The sequence below is a fragment of the Streptomyces coerulescens genome, assembly GCF_042657965.1.
Taxonomy (GTDB): Bacteria; Actinomycetota; Actinomycetes; order Streptomycetales; family Streptomycetaceae; genus Streptomyces; species Streptomyces coerulescens.
Window position 1 is genome coordinate 883,083 of sequence record NZ_JBHSKM010000019.1, and the last position, 21,807, is coordinate 904,889.

At 71.6% G+C, this 21,807-nt stretch carries 16 protein-coding genes and 1 other RNA gene; 6 read left to right on the forward strand and 11 right to left on the reverse strand.

Features of this window, described 5'->3' with window-relative positions; all coding sequences use genetic code 11:
* Positions 1-36: 36 nt before the first annotated feature.
* The 7 genes from ACFPQ9_RS27180 to ftsE form a co-directional block, all read right to left on the reverse strand.
* Positions 37-1,020, reverse strand: a complete 984-nt coding sequence (locus ACFPQ9_RS27180; protein WP_380858483.1) for an extracellular catalytic domain type 1 short-chain-length polyhydroxyalkanoate depolymerase — start codon at positions 1,018-1,020, stop codon at positions 37-39.
* 77 nt (positions 1,021-1,097) lie between these two features.
* Positions 1,098-1,667, reverse strand: a complete 570-nt coding sequence (locus ACFPQ9_RS27185) for a hypothetical protein (protein ID WP_380858486.1) — start codon at positions 1,665-1,667, stop codon at positions 1,098-1,100.
* Positions 1,668-1,857: 190 nt separating this feature from the next.
* Positions 1,858-2,226: a transfer-messenger RNA gene (gene ssrA / locus ACFPQ9_RS27190) on the reverse strand.
* Positions 2,227-2,318: 92 nt separating this feature from the next.
* Positions 2,319-2,861 (reverse strand): SsrA-binding protein SmpB, encoded by a 543-nt coding sequence (gene smpB / locus ACFPQ9_RS27195; protein WP_380858707.1) that lies wholly within the window; start codon positions 2,859-2,861, stop codon positions 2,319-2,321.
* A gap of 59 nt (positions 2,862-2,920) precedes the next feature.
* Positions 2,921-4,087 (reverse strand): S41 family peptidase, encoded by a 1,167-nt coding sequence (locus tag ACFPQ9_RS27200; RefSeq protein ID WP_380858489.1) that lies wholly within the window; start codon positions 4,085-4,087, stop codon positions 2,921-2,923.
* Between the two features lie 68 nt (positions 4,088-4,155).
* A complete protein-coding gene (gene ftsX / locus ACFPQ9_RS27205; RefSeq protein WP_380858492.1) occupies positions 4,156-5,073 on the reverse strand; it encodes a permease-like cell division protein FtsX in 918 nt (305 codons plus the stop codon).
* Between the two features lie 38 nt (positions 5,074-5,111).
* The gene (gene ftsE, locus ACFPQ9_RS27210; protein WP_030952755.1) at positions 5,112-5,801 is read right to left on the reverse strand and encodes a cell division ATP-binding protein FtsE; all 690 of its coding nucleotides are present in this window, start codon (positions 5,799-5,801) and stop codon (positions 5,112-5,114) included.
* A 304-nt stretch (positions 5,802-6,105) separates the two neighbouring features.
* Between ftsE and ACFPQ9_RS27215 the strand changes: the two genes are divergently transcribed.
* Complete coding sequence (locus tag ACFPQ9_RS27215; RefSeq protein ID WP_030952754.1) at positions 6,106-6,297, forward strand: hypothetical protein; 192 nt, start codon at positions 6,106-6,108, stop codon at positions 6,295-6,297.
* 106 nt (positions 6,298-6,403) lie between these two features.
* Here the strand turns inward: ACFPQ9_RS27215 and ACFPQ9_RS27220 are convergent, their stop codons facing one another.
* The 4 genes from ACFPQ9_RS27220 to ACFPQ9_RS27235 form a co-directional block, all read right to left on the reverse strand.
* Complete coding sequence (locus ACFPQ9_RS27220; RefSeq protein WP_380858497.1) at positions 6,404-7,024, reverse strand: LPXTG cell wall anchor domain-containing protein; 621 nt, start codon at positions 7,022-7,024, stop codon at positions 6,404-6,406.
* 295 nt (positions 7,025-7,319) lie between these two features.
* Positions 7,320-8,426, reverse strand: a complete 1,107-nt coding sequence (prfB, locus tag ACFPQ9_RS27225; RefSeq protein WP_380858500.1) for a peptide chain release factor 2 — start codon at positions 8,424-8,426, stop codon at positions 7,320-7,322.
* Positions 8,427-8,520: 94 nt separating this feature from the next.
* Positions 8,521-9,762 (reverse strand): serine/threonine-protein kinase, encoded by a 1,242-nt coding sequence (locus ACFPQ9_RS27230; protein WP_380858503.1) that lies wholly within the window; start codon positions 9,760-9,762, stop codon positions 8,521-8,523.
* Positions 9,763-9,889: 127 nt separating this feature from the next.
* Positions 9,890-11,563, reverse strand: coding sequence for a serine/threonine-protein kinase (locus ACFPQ9_RS27235; RefSeq protein WP_380858506.1), 1,674 nt, complete (start codon positions 11,561-11,563; stop codon positions 9,890-9,892).
* Positions 11,564-11,915: 352 nt separating this feature from the next.
* Between ACFPQ9_RS27235 and ACFPQ9_RS27240 the strand changes: the two genes are divergently transcribed.
* The 5 genes from ACFPQ9_RS27240 to ACFPQ9_RS27260 all read left to right on the forward strand — a co-directional run bounded on the left by ACFPQ9_RS27240 (position 11,916) and on the right by ACFPQ9_RS27260 (position 21,760).
* Positions 11,916-15,443, forward strand: a complete 3,528-nt coding sequence (locus ACFPQ9_RS27240) for an FHA domain-containing protein (protein ID WP_380858509.1) — start codon at positions 11,916-11,918, stop codon at positions 15,441-15,443.
* Between the two features lie 258 nt (positions 15,444-15,701).
* On the forward strand, positions 15,702-17,078 hold the full coding sequence (locus ACFPQ9_RS27245) for an ABC transporter substrate-binding protein (RefSeq protein ID WP_380858512.1): 1,377 nt from the start codon (positions 15,702-15,704) through the stop codon (positions 17,076-17,078).
* Between the two features lie 67 nt (positions 17,079-17,145).
* Positions 17,146-18,429: a carbohydrate ABC transporter permease gene (locus ACFPQ9_RS27250; RefSeq protein ID WP_380858710.1), complete on the forward strand. Its 1,284-nt coding sequence runs from the start codon at positions 17,146-17,148 to the stop codon at positions 18,427-18,429.
* Positions 18,426-19,340 (forward strand): carbohydrate ABC transporter permease, encoded by a 915-nt coding sequence (locus ACFPQ9_RS27255; protein ID WP_380858515.1) that lies wholly within the window; start codon positions 18,426-18,428, stop codon positions 19,338-19,340. Before ACFPQ9_RS27250 ends, ACFPQ9_RS27255 begins: the two co-directional genes overlap by 4 nt.
* Positions 19,341-19,495: 155 nt before the next feature.
* Entirely contained in the window at positions 19,496-21,760 is a 2,265-nt protein-coding gene (locus ACFPQ9_RS27260) for a bifunctional glycosyltransferase/CDP-glycerol:glycerophosphate glycerophosphotransferase (RefSeq protein ID WP_380858518.1), read from the forward strand.
* Positions 21,761-21,807 lie beyond the last annotated feature (47 nt).

Consider the following 21,807-nt stretch of genomic DNA (forward strand, 5'->3'; position numbering starts at 1 on the left):
CCCGGAGAACGGGCCGCGGCGACAGAGCACCTCGGCTCAGCCCAGCCCCCAGGCCCGCCCCATCCGGTACGCGCCGCACAGGTTCACGTCGAGGACGTACGCCCCGGCGGTTCCGCACTGCTCGCTCCCGCTGCCCGGATCGACGGGCTGGCCGTGTCCCATCCCGGTGATGCTGTACGTCTCCACGACCGCCCGCCCGGCCGCGTCCCGGAAGACCTGGTGCGGATAGGCGGCGACCGTGTCGCTGACGTCGGCGCTCTGGTCGGCCCCGTGCACATCGGTCCACTGCCGCATCAGGTCGGTCATGTTGACGGGCTTGACGGTGTAGTCGGCCGTGCCCTGGAAGGCGACCAGCGTGGGCCAGGGACCGCTGAAACCGGGCCGGGCGGCACGCACCCGGTCGCCCCACTGCTTCGCGCTCTGCGTGGCGCCGACGTACATGCACACGTACGGCGACCCGGCGGCCTGCGCGCACCCGTACGGCAGCCCGGCCGCGATCCCGCCTGAGGCGAACTTCTCCGGGTACGCCGCCATCATCACGGAGGTCATCGCGCCACCGGCGGACAGCCCGGTGACATACACGCGGGAGGTGTCGCCGGAGGTGTCGGCGAGCTGCCGGTCGACCATCTGCGCGACGGACGCGGCCTCGCCCTGGCCGCGTGCGATGTCGCCGGTCTGGAACCAGTTGAAGCAGGACGAGACGTTGTTGGCCGTCTGCTGCTGCGGCAGGACGACGGAGAAGCCCCAGCGGTCGGCGAGTTGGAGCCATCCGCTGCCGGTGCCGTAGCCGGAGGCGTTCTGGGTGCAGCCGTGCAGCGCGACGACCACGGGCCGGCCGGTGGGCAGCCCGTCGGGGACGTAGCGGAACATGCGCAGCGCGCCGGGGTTGGTGCCGAAGCCGGTCACCTCCTGGAGGGAGGCGGCCGAGGCGCGGCCCGGGGTGAGGAAAGCGGCGATCAGGGCGACGAGCAGGGTCGCCAGGACGGGGAGAGGACGGCTTGCGGCTCTGGTCGGTGTCATGCGGAGGGACCGTAGAAGCGTGAACGACCCTCCGATATGGCGTGGGGCACCACAACGGGCGTGCTCACCATGGTTGTTCAGCCGTTGCTCGGCCTGCGGAACTGCCGGACCAGCGTTCTTGGATCGCGCGCGACCTGCCACAGGCCGAGGGTGAGCAGCGCCAGAGAGGTGAGAAAGCAGACCCAGAACACGAACTGGGCGCCCGTCGCGAGGTCATGGGTGCCGCCGCCGTCGTAGCGGCAGTAGGCCTGGGGAGGGAACACCTCCGACACACCGACCCCGCCGTAGCGCATGGTGCACGGGTCCTCGCCGGGGTCCTTGAGGGTGTCGTCCGCGGTGACGACCAGCAGCCACGCCAGCGCCGCCGCCGGGACCGTCCCGAACACCGGCAGCTTCGCCCACAGCGGCAGCCGGGGATGCCCGAGGAGACCGTTCAGCGCGACGAGGACGACCAGGAACACCACGCCGACCCCGACCGCGACGGCCCGCCGGTCGAGCACCTCCTCCAGGAGCCACATCAGCACCGCCACCGGGGGCGTGGTGAGGACGACCACCTTGATGCCGGGCGGAATGCGCGGCAGGGCGAGCAGATACAGCACGGCCCCGCACCCAAGGACGGCGACGAACGTACGGAAGGCTTCCGGCATCCGCCCACCTCACCAAGGGACCGCTCCCACGGGCTGTGGTGGAACCCACACCTCCGGTCACGGCCGTGTCACAGATCACTCCAGTGCCACTGATCACTCCAGCCCCGTGCGGCCGCATGACAAAGGCCCCGCCGCTCGAGAGCGACGGGGCCCTTGCCCACATGGGTGAGGAGGTCCGGAAACCTCCCGATCGTGGAGATGGCGGGAATCGAACCCGCGTCCAACGGTGCAGAATCAGGGCTTCTCCGTGTGCAGTTCGCTGTGATTTTCTCGGCCCCGGCGATCACGCGAACAAGTCGCCGACGGGCCCAGTCACTGTTTGGTTTCCCTCTTCACCCCGTGACCGGGATCAAGGTTTAGTTCCCTAGCTGATGCCAGGATCCGGGTCGGGAACAGCCCCGGGCTGACACTTCGCAAGTCGCTACTTAGGCAGCGAGGGCGAAGGAATCGCGCTTGGTGTTGGCGATTATTTTTTGCGACATATGGTTTACGAGATCATTGCCGCTTCCTCGACACGCTTCCCCTGCTTCAACAGCCGCTGTCGAAACCGATCATCCCCATGTTTTGTTTTCAATGCTCACACCGGGTTCAGCCGGTGTTGGTGCCATCGTACGTGACCAACGCGCGCCGATGCCACCGTATTCCCGCCCGTCAGGCGCCCCGCTGCCGCCGCTTGGCCGCCGCGATCGCCCGATCCGACTCCCGCCGGTCCTGCTTCTCCCGCAGGGTCTGGCGCTTGTCGTACTCCTTCTTGCCTCGCGCGAGAGCGATCTCGGCCTTGGCCCGGCCGTCCTTGAAGTACAGGGCGAGGGGCACGATCGTGTGACCCGTCTCCTGCGACTTCGCCTCCAGCTTGTCGATCTCCTCGCGGTGCAGCAGGAGCTTGCGCTTGCGGCGCGCGGAGTGGTTGGTCCAGCTGCCCTGGTGATACTCCGGGATGTGGGCGTTGTGCAGCCACGCCTCGCCCCGGTCGATCTGGACGAAGCCGTCGGTCAGCGACGTCCGACCCTCGCGCAGCGACTTGACCTCGGTGCCCATGAGGACGAGGCCCGCCTCATAGGTGTCGATGATCGCGTAGTCGTGGCGGGCCTTCTTGTTCTGGGCGACGATCTTGCGCTTGCCGCCCTTCTCGCCGTCCCTGGCCTTCGCGGCCGACCCGCCCTGCTTGGGCTGGGACTCCTTCGGTACGTACATTCCCTTGCTCATAGTGCCGTCCATTTTCGCACTACGGAGGGGGTGCGGGGAAAGCCGATTTACGACTCTCCGAGACCGCTGAGTACCGTCTCGGCCCGCTCCAGCACACCGCGGTCGGCCTCCAGGTCGGGGGTGATGCCCCGCCCGTCGACGGCCCGCCCGGAGGGGGTGCGGTAGTGGCCGACGGTCAGCTCGGCGACGGAGCCGTCGGGCAGCCGGCTCGGCATCTGGACCGAGCCCTTGCCGAAGGTGCGGCTGCCCATGACGACCGCGCGGCCACGGTCCTGGAGGGCTCCGGTGAGCAGCTCGGCGGCGCTCATGGTGCCGCCGTCGACGAGCGCCACCAGGGGTCTGCCGGTGTCGCCGCCGGGTTCGGCGTGCAGGGCGCGCTGGTCGCCGTCGACGTCGTAGGTGGCGACGAGGCCGCCGTCGAGGAAGGCGGAGGCGGCGGTGACGGCCTCGGTGACCAGGCCGCCGGAGTTGCCCCGCAGGTCGAGGACGATGCCGGAGGCGGCCGGGACCCGGCGCACGGCGTCCCGGACCGCGGCGCCGGCGCCCTTGGTGAAGGAGGCGATCCGGATGACGGTGATGCCGCCGGAGAGGTCCCGGGCGGTGACCGGGTCGACGGACAGCCGGGCGCGTCGCAGGGTGAGGTCCCACGCGCGCGTGCCGCGTTCCATGCCCACCTTCACCGGTGTGCCGGCGGGCGCGTCGGTGGCGTCACCCCGCAGTAAAGAGACGACTTCGGTGACCGGGCGGCCGTCGACCTTCGCCCCGTCGACGCTGCGCAGCCGGTCGCCCGCGCGGATCCCGGCGGTGGCGGCGGGCGACCCCGCCCGCACCTTCGTCACCTCGATCCGGCCGTCCCGCTCGCGCCGCGCCCACAGCCCGACGCCGGTGTACGCGCCGTCGAGGGCCTCCTCGAACTCCTCGTACTCCCCTTGGGAGTAGACGGCGCCCCAGCGGTCCCCGCTGCGGCTGACCGCGCGCTGCGCGGCCTCCATGGGGGAGGTGCCGGCTGCCATGGCCTTGGCGGCGGCCTCGGCGACGTCCTCGTGCCGGCCCGCCGAGGCGGCCGAACGGGACGCACCGGCCGGGGATTTCCGGTCAGGGCCGGGCAGCGAGCCGGTCGCGGCACCGGCGGCGAGCACGCTCGCGAAGACCAATGTCAGGGCGGCCCCGCGGCCGAAGCGGCGGGGCTGACAGAACAGGTCACGACCTGACATGCCGGTGAGTCTAGGACAACGCGAAGGGGCCGTACGGCGCCTTGCCCGTACGGCCCCCTTGGCGTTGGTCACACCTTCAGGTACTTGCGCAGCGCGAAGAACGCCGCCAGTGCCGGCATCAGCAGGCTTGTCGCGAGGATGAGCGGCAGCTTCGTCAACACCGCGTCCCAGCCGATGAAGTTGATCAGATTCAGCTTCTCCGACAGGGCCAGCCCGTGGTCGATGATGAAGTACCGCGCGACCACCAGGAAGCCACAGGCGACCGTGCCGCCGATGAGCCCGGCGACCGCGGCCTCCATGATGAACGGCGCCTGGATGTAGAAGCCCGAGGCGCCCACCAGGCGCATGATCCCGGTCTCACGCCGGCGGCTGAACGCCGAGACCCGCACGGTGTTCACGATGAGCATCAGCGCGACGACCAGCATCAGCGCCATCACCGCCCGCGCGGCCCAGTTCATGCCGTTCAGCAGCCCGAAGAGGTTGTCCAGGATGCCCTTCTGGTCCTGCACGGACTGCACGCCGTCGCGCCCGTCGAAGGCGGTCGCGATGACCTCGTACTTCTCCGGGTCCTTCAGTTTGATCCGGTACGACTCCTGCATCTGGTCCGGCGTCAGCGAGGCGGCCAGCGGCGAGTCGCCGAACTGGTCCTTGTAATGCTTGTACGCCTGGTCCTGCGACTCGTACGTCACCTTCTGGACGACCGACATCTTGTCCAGGTCGCCGAGGATCTCCTTCTTCTGGTCCTCGGTGACCGCGCCCTTGGCGCAGTTGGGGTCGGACTCGGCGTCGCTCTTGTTGCAGAGGAAGACCGAGACGTTGACCTTGTCGTACCAGTAGCCCTTCATCGTGTTGACCTGGTCGCTCATCAGGAGCGACCCGCCGAACAGGGCGAGCGACAGGGCGACGGAGACGATGACGGCGAAGGTCATCGTCAGATTGCGGCGGAGACCGACACCGATCTCGGAGAGTACGAACTGGGCGCGCATGGCGTCTGGTTAAGCCTTTCCGTGGAGCGTGTCGGCGGTCAGTGCTGGTAGCCGTAGACGCCGCGTGCCTGGTCGCGGACGAGGCGGCCCTTCTCCAGCTCGATGACGCGCTTGCGCATCTGGTCCACGATGTTCTGATCGTGCGTGGCCATGACGACCGTCGTACCGGTCCGGTTGATCCGGTCGAGCAGCTTCATGATGCCGACGGAGGTCTGCGGGTCGAGGTTGCCCGTGGGCTCGTCGCAGATGAGCAGCTTGGGCCGGTTCACGAAGGCGCGGGCGATGGCCACGCGCTGCTGTTCACCACCCGACAGCTCGCCGGGCATCCGGTCCTCCTTGCCGCCGAGCCCGACGAGGTCGAGCACCTGCGGCACGGACTTGCGGATCTCGCCGCGCGACTTGCCGATGACCTCCTGGGCGAAGGCGACGTTCTCGCCGACCGTCTTGTTCGGAAGGAGCCGGAAGTCCTGGAACACCGTCCCCAGCTGGCGGCGCATCTGCGGCACCTTCCAGTTGGAGAGGCGCGCGAGGTCCTTGCCCAGGATGTGCACCTGTCCGTGGCTGGCCCGCTCCTCGCGGAGGATCAGCCGCAGGAAGGTGGACTTTCCGGAGCCGGAGGACCCCACGAGGAACACGAACTCGCCCTTCTCCACTTCCAGGGACACATCCCTGAGTGCGGGGCGGGTCTGCTTGGGGTAGACCTTGGAGACGTTGTCGAATCGGATCACGGATGCACCACGGGTAGCCGGGGGTAGATGAGCGTGACCATACGCGAACCGGGGGCGGGGGCGCAGTCGCCAGAAGGGGTTGCGTAAGGGTTGTGCCCATTTGTGCCGGATCAGGTGACGCCCCAAAAGGGGCGCGGGGAACTGCGCGACCAGCCACATGGGGCCCGCAGCCGCGAGACAATGACGACCACCCCTCCGAGGGCGCCCGCGCCCTTTGCCGCAGAAGCTGGCATTGTGGAGAGAGGGAACGTTCTCGGGGCTGAACCCGTTGAACCCCCGGAGGGACTCGCAAGGAGGGTGGCGCATGACGTACGACCGGCTGGTGTGCGCGAACTGTGCCGCGCCCGTGAGTGAGGGCCGCTGCCCCGTGTGCCGGGCGAATCGTGAGCGGCTTCAGCAGGAGAACCCGTTGGCGGGCCTGAACCCGATGACGCTGATCGCCCTGCTGGCGATACTGATCGCGGCGGTGGCCCTGCTGGCGCACCAGACCGCATAGGGCACCGCACACCGTACGCGGACATGCCGAGGGGCCCGGAGCGAAGCACGCTCCGGGCCCCTCGGCCGTACGACCTCGGTCACACGGCGCAGTCGTTCGGCTACCGTCAGGCAGCCGCACCGCCCCGGCCGCCGGCGAGGCGCGGCAGCACGCGGAAGCCGATGCCACCGGCGATCATGGTGGCGGCGCCGACCAGCAGGAACGTGGTCTGCGCGGCACCCGTCTCGGCGAGCTCGTCGCCGCCGCCCTGGGCGGAGCTGTTGGCACCCGAGCCGACGCTGTCGGTGCCGGTCTCGGTCAGGGAGGAGGAACCCTCCTCCTGGGTGGAGGCGCCACCGTCGGGGTCGGTGTTGTTGCCCCCGCCGTTGTTGCCGCCCTCGTTGCCGTTGCCGTTGCCGTTCCCGCCACCGTTGCCGTTCCCGTTACCCGGGTCGGTCGGGTCGACGGTCGGGTCCTCGGTGGGCTCCTGCGGCTCCGTCGGCTCCTCGGTCGGGTCCGTGGGCTCCTCGGTCGGGATGTCCGTCGGGATGTCCGTGGGGATGTCCGTCGGCGGGTCGGTGGGAACCGGCGGCTCGGTCGGGTCCTCGTCCGCGCACAGGATGCCGAGCAGGCAGTCGTCCTCGGCCTCCGCGGCGGAAGCGGCACCCGCGGCGGTCAGCGAGGCACCGGCCGCTATCACGGCACCGGCCGCGAGGCGCGCGATGCGGATCCGCGTCTTGTTGGTCATGTGGTTGCTACCCCCAGTAGCCGTATCGTCAGTGAGGCAGCGCTCAGGGGCAGGCCGTGATCGACGGAGGTAACAGAACTTGAGCCCCCCCGGTTCACATGCGCCCCAGAGATACGCATGCCACGCTTTACCCTTCCCATTTTTCAAGTCTTCGTCAAGGCCGTTGCGCGTGCGATGTCCAAGTACGGGCTCTTTGCCAGGGGTTGGAAGCTGTGAGTGTGATGTAAAACCCAGACATGCAGGCACAGAAAAGGCAACTACCGCCTGGTCGGCGGCAGTTGCCTTGTCGACAAACTTACTTCTCCTGCTGCTTGCGCCAGCGAATTCCGGCCTCGAGGAAACCGTCGATCTCACCGTTGAAAACGGCCTCGGGGTTACCGACTTCGAACTCCGTGCGCAGGTCCTTGACCATCTGGTACGGGTGCAGGACGTACGAACGCATCTGGTTGCCCCAGGAGTTGCCGCCGTCGCCCTTGAGGGCGTCCATCTTGGCCTGCTCCTCCTGGCGGCGCCGCTCGAGGAGCTTGGCCTGGAGGACGTTCATCGCGGTGGCCTTGTTCTGGATCTGCGACCGCTCGTTCTGGCAGGAGACGACGATGCCGGTGGGGATGTGGGTGAGGCGCACCGCGGAGTCTGTGGTGTTGACGCCCTGGCCGCCGGGGCCGGAGGACCGGTACACGTCCACGCGCAGCTCGGACTCGTCGATCTCGATGTGGTCGGTCTGCTCGACCACGGGCAGCACCTCGACGCCCGCGAAGGACGTCTGGCGGCGGCCCTGGTTGTCGAAGGGCGAGATACGCACGAGGCGGTGGGTGCCCTGCTCGACCGAGAGGGTGCCGTAGGCGTACGGCACCTGCACGGAGAACGTGGTCGACTTGATGCCGGCTTCTTCCGCGTACGACGTCTCGATGAGCTCGGTCTTGTAGCCCTTCTGCTCCGCCCAGCGCAGATACATCCGCTGCAGCTTCTCGGCGAAGTCGGCGGCGTCGACGCCACCCGCCTCGGCGCGGATGTTGACCAGCGCCTCGCGGGAGTCGTACTCACCGCTCAGCAGCGTCCGGACCTCCATCTCGTCCAGCGCCTTCTTGACGGCCGCGAGCTCGGACTCGGCCTCGGCACGGGCGTCCGGGTCGTCCTCCTCCTCGGCCATCTCGAAGAGCACGGCGAGATCGTCGATCCGCCCCCGCAGCGCCTCGGCCTTCCTGACCTCGGCCTGCAGGTGGCTCAGCTTGCTGGTGATCTTCTGCGCCTCGTCCGGGTTGTCCCACAGGGACGGCGCGGCCGCCTGCTCCTCGAGCACGGCGATGTCTGCCCTCAGCTTGTCGAGGTCCAGAACGGCCTCGATCGACTCCATGGTCGAGGAGAGGGACTTGAGCTCTTCGGATACATCGACGACTGCCACGCCTCCAGCGTAACGGCTCCGCCAAGCGGCGAGGTCCGGGTGGCGTCGGCGGCCGGGGCGCCCGGGGCCATCGGACGGTGCGCCCCGGGGCAGGTCATGGCGTCGCCGGGGCCGTGTTGTTCATGTCCTGCGGGGTCGCCCCGGCGTCGTCCTCCGAGGTGGCGAGCCACGCCCCCACGCCCGCCGCGGCCGCCAGCACGACCGCCGCCGCTCCCAGGGCCACCCGGCGCCGCCGTGCCACCGCCCGGTGCCGTGCCGAACCCGGCCGCGGGGCGCCCGCCGCCCTCGGGACCCGGGCGGTGCCGCGTGCTCCGCCGGCCAGCTCATCAGGCGCCGGCACCCTCATCGACGTATGCGTGTCCCGGTTGGAGTCGGCCGGCTTCGCGCCCGGCACGAGCGGCACCGCGCCCCGCCGCCGGACCTCCTCGTCCCGCGGGGCGGCCTCCTCGGCGGCCGGAGTCTCGTCCTCGGCCGGTTCCGCGTCGGGCTCGTCCACGTCCAGCGGCGGCATCCCGGCGACCAGCGGCAGCAGCTCCCGCAGCCGGGTGCCGAGCTCCGAGGCCCGCAGCCGGGAGGCCGGCGCCTTCGCCAGGCACTGCACGATCAGCTGCCACAGCTCGTCGGGGATGCCCGGCAGCGGTGCCACGGTCTCCGTGACATGGCGGCGCAGCACCGCGCCCGGGTGGCCGCCGCCGAACGGTGTGAAGCCCGCCAGCAGCTCGTACAGGACGGTGGCGAGCGCGTAGATGTCGACGGCGGCGCGGGGTGGCAGGCCCTCGACGATCTCCGGTGCCAGGTAGTCCGGGGTGCCGATGATCTTCGTCGCGCGGGTGCGGCGGGGCGAGTCGATGAGTTTCGCCACACCGAAGTCGGTCAGGAGAGCGGGGTGGGAGCCGCCCGGTCCGAGCGGGCCCTGCATGTCCAGCAGGACGTTCTCCGGCTTGACGTCGCGGTGCACGACGCCGGCGGCGTGTGCCGCCGCCAGCCCGTCCGCGACGTCCGCGACGATCGCCACCGCGGCCTCGGGCGCGAGCCGCCGGTCCCGGTCGAGCCGGGTGCGCAGGTCGGTGCCGCGGACCAGGTCCATGACGAGCGCCAGGTCGTTGCCGTCGACCACCAGGTCGCGCACGGAGACGACGTTCGGGTGCTCCAGGCCGAGCAGGGCCGTGCGCTCCTGCACGAAGCGTCCGACGAGTTCCTGGTCGGACGCGAGATCCTCACGCAGCAGCTTGATGGCGACGGGCCCCTCGGGACCCTCGCCCAGCCACACCGTGCCGGCGCTGCCCCGCCCCAGGATCTGGTTGGCGGTGTACCGGCTGCCGATCTTCCGTGCCAAGACTGCTCCTACCGACGCGTTGTGTCGCTAAAACTACGCGTCCGAAGAGCCAACCTTCACTGTGGAGGCGGAAATCACCCGCCAGATGTCGACAAGTAACCAAACCGGCCGACACCGTGGGGCTCGGTCAGCCGGTGCCGGAGCCTCCGCCCGTGCCTCCGCCGGAGTTGCTGCCGAGGTCGCCGATCCAGCCGGTCACGGTGCCGACCCAGGCGGAGAGCTGCTCCCAGTAGCTCTTGCCGGTGCCGATCCACTCCTGCAGCGGGCTCAGTTCCCAGACCAGCCAGCCCGCGACGAACAGGATGACGATCGTGAACAGGCACCCCTTGAGACAGCCCAGGCCGGGGATCCGCATCGGGTTGGCGCCGCGCTGGCGCGGCTGACGCGGCTCGCGCTGCGGGGCCTGCGGAGGCGGCGGGGCGTACCGCTGGGGCTGCTGCGGCTGGCGCGGCGGGGCGTACGGCTGCGGCTGGTGCTGCTGCGGCTGGCCGTAACCGCCCTGCTGCCCGCGCTGCGGCGGGCGCTGCGGGGGCTGCTGCTGCGGGCGGGCCACCTGGCGCTGTGGGCGGCGGCGCAGCGGGTCCTGGTTGGGGTCGAGGTACTGGACCTGCGTCTGTTCGTTGCGGTCCCGGGCGGCGCGCAGCTGGTTCTGCCAGGGGTGCGGATCCTCGGGGCCGGGCCCGCCGGGCTGTCCCTGCGGCATCGGCGGCATGACGGCGGTGGGGTCCGCGGCGCCGGGGCCACCGGTGTGCGGCAGGACGGCCGTGGGGTCGGCGGCGCCGGGGGCGCCGGTGTGCGGCAGGACGTTGGTCGCGGCGTTCGGGTCGAACGAGCCCGCGCCGTGCTGCATCACCTGCGTGGGGTCGGCCGAGCCGGGCACGGTGGCCGGGGCCGGGTCCGGGGCGAGCAGCGCGGCGACGCCCTCGGCGGCGGCGATCTGCGCGGAGTTGGCGTGCACGCCGATGCCTTCGGCGACGACGCGCAGGCCGCGCGCGAGGTTCTCGGCGCTGGGCCGTTCGTCGGGGTTCTTGCGCAGACAGCGCTCGATGACGGTCCACAGCGGGTCGGGAACCGTGGAGGGGCGGCGCGGCTCGGCGCTCAGGTGCTGGTGCAGCACTTCCAGGGCGGAGCCGCCGCCGAACGGCGGGCGTCCCGTGACCAGCTCGTACATGAGGATGCCGGCGCCGTAGATGTCGACGGCGGACGTCTGCGGGCGGCCCTCGGCGGACTCGGGCGCGACGTACGCGGGCGTGCCGACGAATTCGTGGGTGCGGGTCAGACCCGGGGAGTCGGCGAGGCGGGCGATGCCGAAGTCGGTCAGCAGGGGGTGCATCTGGCCGCCGTTCTGCTGGAGCAGGACGTTGGCGGGCTTGAGGTCGCGGTGGACGACGCCGTCGGCGTGGCTGGCGGCCAGCGCGTCGGCGATCTGTGCCGTGAGCAGGGATGCGGCGACCGGGGTGAAGGGGCCGTTCTCGCGCAGGTAGCGGTGCAGGTCGGGGCCCTCGACGAGGTCCATGACCAGGGCCAGCAGCTCGCCCTCGACGACCAGGTCACGGACCCGGACGATGTTGGGGTGGGTCAGCCTGAGCAGAACGGACCGCTCGCGCAGGAACCGCATGACGATGTCCGCGTCACTGGCGAGCTCCTCCTTGAGCACCTTGATCGCGACCGTCTCGCCGGGCTGCCCCGGCACGGCCGCCTCGGCACCCGCGGTCTCCCGCTGGCGGGCTCGCCAGACGGTCCCCGTGGCGCCGCGGCCCAGCGGCTCCTCGAGGATGTACTTGCTGCCTACCGGCCGCACGTCGCGCTCCCTGCTGCTTGTCTACGTTCCGACCCACTGTAGTGCCGTGCCCCCGGGCACCGGTCTGTCGTCATTCTGTGCGTCTTACGTACGGCTTCCCGTACATGTTCGAAGGAAAGACGCTCGGCTCAGTCTCGTGGTTGCCGCAAGCGGACGTGACCGATCTCAAGCGATCGCCCACAGGTCAACTGTCAGGCACTTTTGCGGGCAGAGCCGACCAATCAAGATCACTTGCCTTCGGGCGGGGGGCGCGTTGTCAGTGGCAGGTGCGAGGATGCCTGGAGTACTGGCCGATGTGCTCGTGTGGGGTGGCCCTGTGCCCGCGCCCGCGTAGAAGGGACCGCTGACGCCGATGCAGATCCGGCTGACCGTCGTAGACCCGCTGGCCCCGCCTGCCCCGGCGCGTGGCCGCTCCGCGAGCTGCGACGTGCTGGTCACGGCACCGGCCGGCACGGCCCTGGCCGCGGTGGCGTCGGCGCTCGCGTCGGCGGTGGCCGGCGACGCGGGCGCCTCCCGGACGGGCGAGGCCGACCGCGGCGGCGGTCCGGTCGTGCTGTACGCGGGCGCGGAGCGGCTCGACGACCGGCGCAGCACCCTCGGTGAGCCCCCGCTGACGGACGGCGCGGTGCTGTCCCTGGGCGCCCCGGCGGCCCCGGAACCCCACCCCGAGCTGGACGACGCCCCCACCCAGCTCCATGTGGTGGCGGGCCCGGACGCGGGCGGCGTCCATCTGCTGCACGGCGGCGAGATCCGCATCGGCCGCTCGGCCGACGCCGACGTCCCGCTCGACGACCCGGACGTCTCCCGGCTGCACTGCGCGGTCACGGTCGCCGGCGACGGCCGGGTCTCGGTCGCCGACCTCGGCTCGACGAACGGCACCACGCTGGACGGCGCCCGGCTGACCACCCGCCCGGTGCGGTTCGCGCCGGGCGCCCTGCTGCGGATCGGCGAGTCGGCCCTGCGGCTGACCCCGGCCGGCGGCCCGGGCGCGCGGGTGCGGACGGAACCGGACGGCGAGGGGCATGTACGCGTCCCCGGCGGGGGCGACGAGGACGGTGGCGCCCGTGCGCCGGTGCCCGCGGACCCGGCCGTTCGCCACGCGCGTGTGGCGGACGGCGGCGATACGGCCGCGCCCTCGGCTGACCGGTCGGCCGCCCAGGAACACGATCCCGTCGAGCCGCCGATCGTCCCGGTCCAGGGCGGCGCACCGCGGATCGAACGGCACGGCGGGGCCGAGCGGCAGTTCCCGGCACCGCGCGGCGGCGACACCCACGGCACGGGCTTCGGGCTGGGCACGTTCGGTACCCCTGTCTCCCCTGCGGCCGCCACCGCCCCAGAGGGCGCGGCGCCCGGCGGCACCCGTGAAGGCACCCCGGCGCCGGGCAGGATCGGTACCCCCGTCTCCCCCGCGGCTCCCACCGCCGCCGAGGGCGCGGCGACCGGCGGCACCCGTAAGGGCACTCCGCTGCGCGGCACCGACGTACCGCAGGGAGTGCGCAGGCGGGGCGGGCTCACGGCGTGGGCGCGGCGACTGGCCGGCGGGCGCGCGGAGCCGGGGGCGGAGCGGGACGGGGCGTACGACGTTGACGAGCCGGTGGCGTCCGGCGGGCCCGCGACGGCCAACGGCCCCCGGCAGCCCGAGACCTGGCCGGACCCGGCGTCGCTGCTGCTGACGGCCCTGGGGCCCGGCCCCCGGCTGTGGGAGCGCGCACCGGGTCACGCGGAGGCGCTCACGGTGCGGCTCGGTACGGCCGACCGTTCGGCGCCCGACGGCTCGGGCCTGCTGCCCGCCGTCCCCGTGACCGCCGATCTGCGGGAGGTCGGCGCGCTGGGCCTGGCCGGTCCGCGCGATCGGCTCGCCGGGCTGGCCCGCGCGGTGCTCGCCCAGCTCGCCGCGCTGCACTCGCCCGATGCCCTGGAAGTGGTCCTGCTCAGCGTGGACCGCGCCCGCCCCCTGGAGGAGCGCACCGCCCAGTGGGCCTGGCTGGGCTGGCTCCCGCATGTCCGCCCCGGGCACGGCCAGGACTGCCGTCTGCTGCTCGCCTACGACCGGGAACAGGCGACGGCCCGTACGGAGGAGCTGCTGCGGCGGCTTCAGGACGTGACGGCGGAAGGCGGGGGCGCCGGGGTCCCCGCCGCACCCGACGGCCGACTCCCCGGTCAGCGGGGAGCGCGGCGGCCCTCGTGGGCGCGGGACGACGACCCGGCCGATGTGACGGACGGGTTCGCGGGGCCGTACACCGTGGTCGTCGTGGACGGCGATCCCGGGGGCGCCGATGTGCGCGAGGCGGTGGCACGGCTGGCGCTGGAGGGACCGCGGGCCGGCATACATGTCGTGTGCCTGGCGGAGACGGCTTCGGCGTCGCCCGCGTCGCCGGTGACCGAGACGTACGAGGCGGCGTGCACGGTGTCCCCGACGTTCCGGGAGTGCGGCGCGGTCGCGCTGCTCAGCGGTGATGTGGCGACGGCGCTGCGGCTGATGCGGGTGGCGCGCGGCGGGACGGCCGAACAGGTCGCCGCCGACCGCGAACAGCCGCAGGACGGCGCCGCCCGGCAGCACGAGCCCTCCGGGACCGCCGCCCGCGGCCCGGTCGGACACGGCACCGTCGCCGCGGTGGACGCCGTCTCGCTCGCCTGGGCGGAGCGGTTCGCGCGGGCACTGGCGCCGTTGCGCACGGCGGGCGGCTTCGGGGAGCGGCACGCACGCGTGTCCGTGCCGTTGCCCCAGGCGACGCGGCTGCTCGACGAGTTGGGGCTGGCGCGTGCCACGCCCGCCTCGCTGATGGCGCGGTGGGCGGACGCGGCCGACGACCCCCAGGCCCTCGGCGGGCGCGCGTGCGCCGTGCTCGGGGCCGGACCGCGCGGCCCGGTCGGCGCGGACCTCGGGGCGGACGGGCCGCATCTGCTGATCGAGGGACCGCCCGGAAGCGGGCGTACGGAGCTGCTGCGGGCCGTCGTCGCGTCGCTCGCCGCGGCCGAGCGGCCGGACCGGCTGGGCGTCGTGCTGATCGACGGCCGGGACAGCGTCGGCGCGGGCGGCGGGCACGGCGACGGGCTGCGGGCGTGCACCGACATACCGCATGTCACCACCCACCTGACCGCCAACGACCCGGTCCGCATGCGGGAGTTCGCCCAGTCGCTGACCGCCGAGCTGAAGCGGCGGGCCGAGCTCCTCGGGCGGTCCGACTTCACCGAGTGGCACACGGGGCGGGCGCTGACGGGCCGGATGGTCACGCAGCGCGCGGCGGCGGCCGGATCCGGCGCCGGGTCCGGAGCCGGTGACCACACCGGGGACCTGGAGAGCCCGCCGAGCTCCACCATGCGGCTGCGCCCGGGAGCCGGGCGCCGGCAGGCCGAGGCGGTGCCGCCGCTGCCCCGGCTCGTGGTGGTGGTGGACGACCTGGACGCCCTGGTCTCGCCCGCGTTGGGCTCGCCGGGCAGGCCGGCGGCCGGCTCGGTGGTGCGCGCACTGGAGGCCGTGGCCCGCGAGGGCGAGCGGCTCGGCGTGCACCTGGTGGCCGCCGCCGCGGTCGGCGGCCGTACGGCGGAGTCGGAGACGGCCCGCCGGGCGACCCTGCGGGTGACGTTGGACGCGGTCGCCGCGGGGCCGGACGAACCGGCGCCGGGGCGCGGTCGGCTGGCCTGGGCGGACGGACGGGTGATGCCGTTCCAGGGCGGCCGGGTCACCGGACGCATTCCGCGGACGGCGACGCTGCGGCCGACGGTCGTGCCCCTGGAGTGGCACCGGATGGGCGATCCGCCGGCCCGGCGTCAGGTGCGGGAGCTGGGCAACGGCCCTACGGATCTGGCGTTGCTGGCCAGTGCCGTGGAGCGGGCGGCGCGCGAGGTCTCGGCGACCGAGGTGCCGTCACTCCTGTGACGCCGGTCCGCACATTTCAGCCTGTCCGGGGGTGCCCCCTCTGGGGGAGTTTGAGGACGAGGCCGTCCAAGCCGATAGCAGGAGTCTGGGGGCAGCCCCCAGCGACGCTCACCCCGACGCAGCACACCTGGTCACGACGCGGTCACGATCTCCCGGTTGACAGCGGACGCGGTCTTGCCGCCCCCCATGGCAGGGCGTAGACCAGATCGCACGGGACAGCGCTCGAACGTTCGACGAGGCACGAAGAACGGGGCAGTGATGCGCAGCACGAGCAGCAAGAACCGGACACACAGGGCCGCCAGAACCGCAGCAGCCGTATGCGCGGGCGCCCTCGCCCTCTCGCTCACCGCGTGCGGTGGGGACGACAAGGACAGCGGCAATGAACAGGGCGGCTCCGAGGAGTCCGCGAGCACCGTCACCCTTCCCCGGCTGAACGGCGAATCCCTCGAGGTCGCCGCCGTGTGGACCGGTGCCGAGCAGGAGAACTTCAAGAAGGTCCTCGCGGAGTTCGAGAAGCGCACCGGCGCCAAGGTCACCTTCGTGCCCGCGCAGGACCCGATCATCAACTTCCTCGGCTCGAAGGTCGCGGGCGGCCAGCCGCCGGACGTCGCGATGCTTCCGCAGCCCGGCGCCATCAAGCAGGCCGTGGACAAGAAGTGGGCCAAGCCGCTGGGCGCCGACGCGGTCAAGGAGTTGCAGCAGAACTACTCGGCGGGCTGGCAGGACATCGGCAAGGTCGACGACAAGCAGTACGGCGTCTACTACAAGGCCGCCAACAAGTCCCTGATCTGGTACAACGCCCAGGTCTTCGAGAACGCGGGGGCCGCCGAGCCCAAGACGTGGGACGAACTGCTCACGACCGCGCAGACCGTCTACGACTCCGGTGTCACACCGTTCTCGGTGGGCGGCGCGGACGGCTGGACCCTCACGGACTGGTTCGAGAACGTCTATCTCTCGCAGGCCGGTCCGGAGAAGTACGACCAGCTGGCGAAGCACGAGATCAAGTGGACCGACGCGTCCGTGAAGGACGCGCTCACCACGCTCGCCCAGGTGTGGGGCAAGAAGGACTATGTGGCGGGCGGTGCCGACGGCGCGCTCCAGACGGACTTCCCGACCTCCGTCACCCAGGTCTTCACCGGTGGCGACCAGCCGAAGGCCGCCATGGTCTACGAGGGCGACTTCGCGCAGGTCAACATCGTCCAGGCCAAGGCCGCGGTCGGCACGGACGCGAAGGTGTTCCCGTTCCCGACCGTCGGTGACACCGCGCCGGTCGTCTCCGGCGGCGACGCGGCCGTCATCCTCCAGGACTCGAAGGCGGCGCAGGCGCTGGCCACCTGGCTCGCCTCCCCGGACGCGGCGACGATCCAGGCGAAGCTCGGCGGCTACCTCTCGCCGAACAAGAACGTGGAGAACTCGGCGTATCCGAACGAGGTGCAGCGGAAGATCGCCAAGGCGCTCATCGACTCCGGTGACGACTTCCGCTTCGACATGTCCGACCAGGCCCCGCAGGCCTTCGGCGGAACTCCCGGCAAGGGCGAGTGGAAGGCCCTTCAGGACTTCCTGAAGAACCCGACGGACATCGCGGGCACCCAGCAGAGGCTGGAGGCCGACGCGGCCGCGGCGTACGGAAACTGACGCCGTGGCGTCCGCGGAAGCGGCAGGGGGCACCGCGCCCCCCGCCGCACCCAAGTCGCGGGGCAGCGTGACCGGTACCCGCAGGACCGTTGCGGTGCTCTTCCTGCTGCCCGCCCTGGTGCTGCTCGGCGCGCTCGTGGTGTACCCGATCGGGTACTCGGTGATCCGCAGCTTCTACGACCAGTCCGGCGACGGCTTCGCCGGTTTCGACAACTACGAGGCCCTGTTCACGGACGACGGCATCCGCACCGCCCTGAAGAACAACATCATCTGGGTGGTGTTCGCCCCAACCGTCGCGACCGCGCTCGGGCTGATCTTCGCGGTGCTGACCGAACGGGTGCGCTGGGGCACGGCGTTCAAGCTGGTCGTCTTCATGCCGATGGCGATCTCGATGCTGGCCGCCGGCATCATCTTCCGGCTCGTCTACGACCAGGACCCGGACAAGGGCGTCGCGAACGCGGTGTGGGTGGGCGTCCACGACACCTTCGCGCAGGCGTCGGCGTTCCCGAAGGCCCACCCGGGCCGTGAGTCGCCCCTCGAAGCGGCGCCGGGCGGCGGTTTCATCACCAAGGCCACCGTCAGCGCAGGGACCCCCGTCGACCTGCCCCTGGTCGGTGTCGCCCCCGACCAGATGCCGGACGGCGCGAGCAGGGCCGCCGAGGCGAAGACGGAATCCGGCAAGGTCACCGGCACCACCTGGCAGGACTTCACCCGCGGCAAGGGCGTCGGCACGCTCGGCGGGGTCGACCCGGCCGAGCTGGGCTATGCCGGGATGAAGATCGAGGCCGTCAAGGACGGCAAGGTCGTGGCCTCCACGAAGGCGGCCGACGACGGCACGTTCACGCTGCCGGCCGCGGCCGACGGGGCCCGGCTGAAGCTCCCGGCGGACAACTTCAAGGAGCCGTACAACGGCCTGGACTGGCTCGGCCCCTCCCTCGTCACCCCGTCCATCATCGGGTCGTACATCTGGATGTGGGCCGGTTTCGCGATGGTGCTGATCGCGGCGGGGCTCGCGGGCATCCCGCGCGATCTGCTGGAGGCGGCCCGGGTCGACGGCGCCAACGAGTGGCAGGTGTTCCGCAAGATCACGGTGCCGTTGCTGGCGCCCGTCCTCGCGGTCGTCGCCGTCACCCTGATGATCAACGTCCTGAAGATCTTCGACCTGGTCTTCATCATCGCCCCGGGCTCCTCCCAGGACGACGCGAACGTCCTCGCCCTGGAGCTGTACCGCAAGGGCTTCTCCGAGGACCAGCCGGGCATCGCGAGCGCGATCTCGGTGTTCCTGCTGCTGCTGGTGATCCCGGTGATGTGGTTCAACGTTCGTCGGCTCAGGCGGGAGGTCAGGCGATGAGCGCGGATACCGGCAGGCTCACCGAGGCAGCTCCCCCGCCCCTCACCGTCGTCAAGGGCAAGGAGTCCCTCGGCGCCCGGCTCGCGTCCTTCATCAGCGGCGGGCTGGTGCGGGTGTTCCTGATCGTGGTGGGCCTGTTCTGGCTGGTCCCGACGATCGGGCTGCTGCTGTCGTCGCTGCGGCCGCCGGAGGAGATGTCCGCGAGCGGCTGGTGGGAGGTCTTCAGCAAGCCCTCCCAACTCACCTTCGACAGCTACGACAAGTTGCTGGGCAACAGCGACATCACCGACTCGATCCTCAACACCGTGCTGATCACGGTCCCGGCGACGGTCCTGGTCGTCATGATCGGCGCGCTCGCGGGCTACGCGTTCGCGTGGATGGAGTTCCCGGGCCGCGACTGGTGGTTCCTCGGCGTGGTCGGTCTGCTGGTCGTGCCGGTGCAGGTGGCGCTGATCCCGATCGCCGAACTCTTCGGCACCATCGGCATCTTCGGCTCCCTGATCGGCGTGATCCTCTTCCACGTCGGCTTCGGGCTGCCGTTCGCGGTGTTCCTGCTGCGCAACTTCTTCGCGGAGATCCCGCGGGAGCTTCTGGAGGCGGCCCGGCTGGACGGCGCCGGTGAACTGCGGCTGTTCTTCCGCGTCGTGATGCCGCTGGGCGGTCCGGCGATCGCCGCGCTCGGCATCTTCCAGTTCCTGTGGGTGTGGAACGACATGCTGGTCGCGCTGATCTTCACGGACGCCGACAGCCAGCCGATCACCGTCGCCCTGCAGACGCAGGTACGCCAGTTCGTCAACAACATCGACGTCCTGGCACCCGGCGCGTTCATCTCCATGGTGATCCCGCTGGTCGTGTTCTTCGCGTTCCAGCGGCAGTTCGTGTCCGGCGTGATGGCGGGCGCCGTCAAGTAGCGGCAGGCGCACCGTGCTTGAGGGGGCGGGCCGGTCCGGAACCGGCCCGCCCCCGGTCGTTCACGGACGGTCCCCCGTATGCCGTAGGACCCGTAACCAAGTCACTCCATCGGCCGTTCCCGGGCCGAACGCCCGCACCGATCGATGGATGTCCCTTGCCCAGGTTCAGTGTCATTGTCCCCGTGTACAAGGTGCAGGCGTACCTGCACGAGTGCCTGGAATCGGTGCTCACACAGTCGTATCCCGATCTGGAACTGATCGCCGTGGACGACTGCTCGCCGGACGGCTGCGGAGCGATCATCGACGAATTCGCGGCCCGCGACCCGCGCGTGCGCCCGGTGCGTCTCACGCAGAACCGGGGCCTGGGGCCCGCCCGCAACGCCGGCATGGCGGAGGCGACCGGCGACTACCTGATCTTCCTGGACAGCGACGACAGCCTCACCCCCGACAGCCTGCACGCCATCGCCGACCGGCTGAAGGAGACCGGCGAGCCGGACGTCCTGGTCTACGACTACGCGCGCACCTACTGGACCGGCGAGGAGGTCCGCAACCAGGCCGCCGGGCACCTCCGCGAAGAGGGCCCGGCCCCGTTCCGGCTGGCGGACCGGCCGGGCCTGCTGCGGCTGCTGATGGTGGCCTGGAACAAGGCGTACCGGCGGGAGTTCGTCGAGGCGGAGGGCTTCGCCTTCCCGTCCGGCCACTACGAGGACACGCCGTGGACCTACCCGGTCCTGATGACGGCTGAGTCGATCGCGACCCTGGACCGGGTGTGCGTGCACTACCGGCAGCGCCGGCGGGGCGGCATCCTCGGCACGGTCAGCGTCCGGCACTTCGACATCTTCGAGCAGTACGACCGGGTCTTCGCGTACGTGGCCGGCCGGCCCGAACTCGCCCGCTGGCGGCCGCTGTTGTTCCGGCGGATGGTGGACCACCTGATCGTGGTGTTCGCCCGCCGTGACCGTCTCCCGCGCCGCAGCCGGGCCGCGTTCCTGCGCAGGGCCCGCACGTACTACCGCCGCTACCACGCCCCCGGCGTCCCCGTCCCGGCGCGCGCCCGCGTCCACTACACGCTCGTCCGCCTGGGCGCGCACCGCACCTATCACCTCCTGCAACGCACGGCGGCCCTGCTGCGCCGTACCGCCAGGCTCACCGGCCGACTGCGCAGGCGCCTGCGCGCCGGCGCCCTGCGGCTGCACTACCGCGTCCAGCGGCTGCTGCCGGTGCGCGCCGACCGGGCCGTCTTCGCCGCGGACGGCGTCCAGGGGCACGGCTGCCACCCGGGCGCCCTGGAGCAGGCGTTCCGCACGCACGCCCCGCACATCCGCACGGCCTGGATCGCCGAGCCCGAGCAGCAGGGCTCGATCCCCTCCGGCACCCGTCCCGTACGCCCCGGCACCGCCGCCTACTGGACGGCCCTCGCCCGCTCCAAGTACCTGGTGCACAACGCGGGCTTCGACCGCGGCCTGGTCAAGCGCCGCGGCCAGGTTCTGGTGCGCACCCACCGGGGCACCCCGCTCAAGCACATGGGCCTGGACCTGCGCGAACACCCGGCGGCGGCCGGGGACACGGACATCGACGAGCTCCTCGACGACGTCGACAAGTGGGACTACGCCCTGTCCGGCAACCGCCACTCGACCCTGGTGTGGGAGCGCGTGTACCCGGGCGAGTACACCACTCTCGAATACGGCAGCCCCCGCAACGACGTCTTCCAGCAGGCCACTTCGGCGGACGTGACCCGCGTCCGCGAAGAGCTCGGCATCCCCGAGGGCTCGGTGGTGATCCTGTACGCCCCCACCCACCGCGACTACCGCCGCACCCAGACCACCGCCCTCGACCTGCACCGCGTCGCGCGCCGCCTGGGCCCGCGCTACGTCATCCTGGCCCGCGCCCATCACCGCCACGGCGGCCCGCTCGTCGAGAACCCGTCCGGCCGGGTCGTCGACGTCACCGGGTACCCGAGCGTCGAGTCGCTGTGCCTGGCCTCGGACGTGCTGGTCACGGACTACTCGTCGATCATGTTCGACTACGCGGGCCTGGACCGGCCGATCGTGATCCACGCCGACGACCGGGAGGCGTACGAGGCGGCCCGCGGCACCTACTTCGACCTGCGGTCCTTCCCGCCGGGCGCGATCTCGCGCGGCGAGGACGAACTGGTCGACATCTTCGCCACCGGCCACTGGCGCGGCTCGCGCTCCGCCCAGCTGCGGGCGGCGTTCCGCGAGCGCTTCTGCCCCTACGACGACGGACGTGCCGCCGAGCGGGTCGTCCGCCATGTGGTGCTCGGCGAGCCGGACCGGCCGGCGGTCGTGCCGCCGGCCCGGCGCCACCCCGTGCCGTCGCCGGCCGCGTCGCTCGCACACACCCCGCAGGCGACCGTGCCGCATCCCGCGGGGCCGGTGACCGTCACCGAGAGCCGCTGAACGGCGTTCTCACGGAAGAGGAGTCCGCATGCCCTCCAGCCCGTCAC

Excerpts from the sequence above, each read along its gene's own strand:
- ACFPQ9_RS27180 (WP_380858483.1), bottom strand. The coding sequence starts at position 1,020 with ATGACACCGACCAGAGCCGCAAGCCGTCCTCTCCCCGTCCTGGCGACC.
- ACFPQ9_RS27185 (WP_380858486.1), bottom strand. The coding sequence starts at position 1,667 with ATGCCGGAAGCCTTCCGTACGTTCGTCGCCGTCCTTGGGTGCGGGGCC.
- smpB (WP_380858707.1), bottom strand. The coding sequence starts at position 2,861 with ATGTACGTACCGAAGGAGTCCCAGCCCAAGCAGGGCGGGTCGGCCGCG.
- ACFPQ9_RS27200 (WP_380858489.1), bottom strand. The coding sequence starts at position 4,087 with ATGTCAGGTCGTGACCTGTTCTGTCAGCCCCGCCGCTTCGGCCGCGGG.
- ftsX (WP_380858492.1), bottom strand. The coding sequence starts at position 5,073 with ATGCGCGCCCAGTTCGTACTCTCCGAGATCGGTGTCGGTCTCCGCCGC.
- ACFPQ9_RS27215 (WP_030952754.1), top strand. The coding sequence starts at position 6,106 with ATGACGTACGACCGGCTGGTGTGCGCGAACTGTGCCGCGCCCGTGAGT.
- ACFPQ9_RS27220 (WP_380858497.1), bottom strand. The coding sequence starts at position 7,024 with ATGACCAACAAGACGCGGATCCGCATCGCGCGCCTCGCGGCCGGTGCC.
- ACFPQ9_RS27240 (WP_380858509.1), top strand. The coding sequence starts at position 11,916 with ATGCAGATCCGGCTGACCGTCGTAGACCCGCTGGCCCCGCCTGCCCCG.
- ACFPQ9_RS27245 (WP_380858512.1), top strand. The coding sequence starts at position 15,702 with ATGCGCAGCACGAGCAGCAAGAACCGGACACACAGGGCCGCCAGAACC.
- ACFPQ9_RS27255 (WP_380858515.1), top strand. The coding sequence starts at position 18,426 with ATGAGCGCGGATACCGGCAGGCTCACCGAGGCAGCTCCCCCGCCCCTC.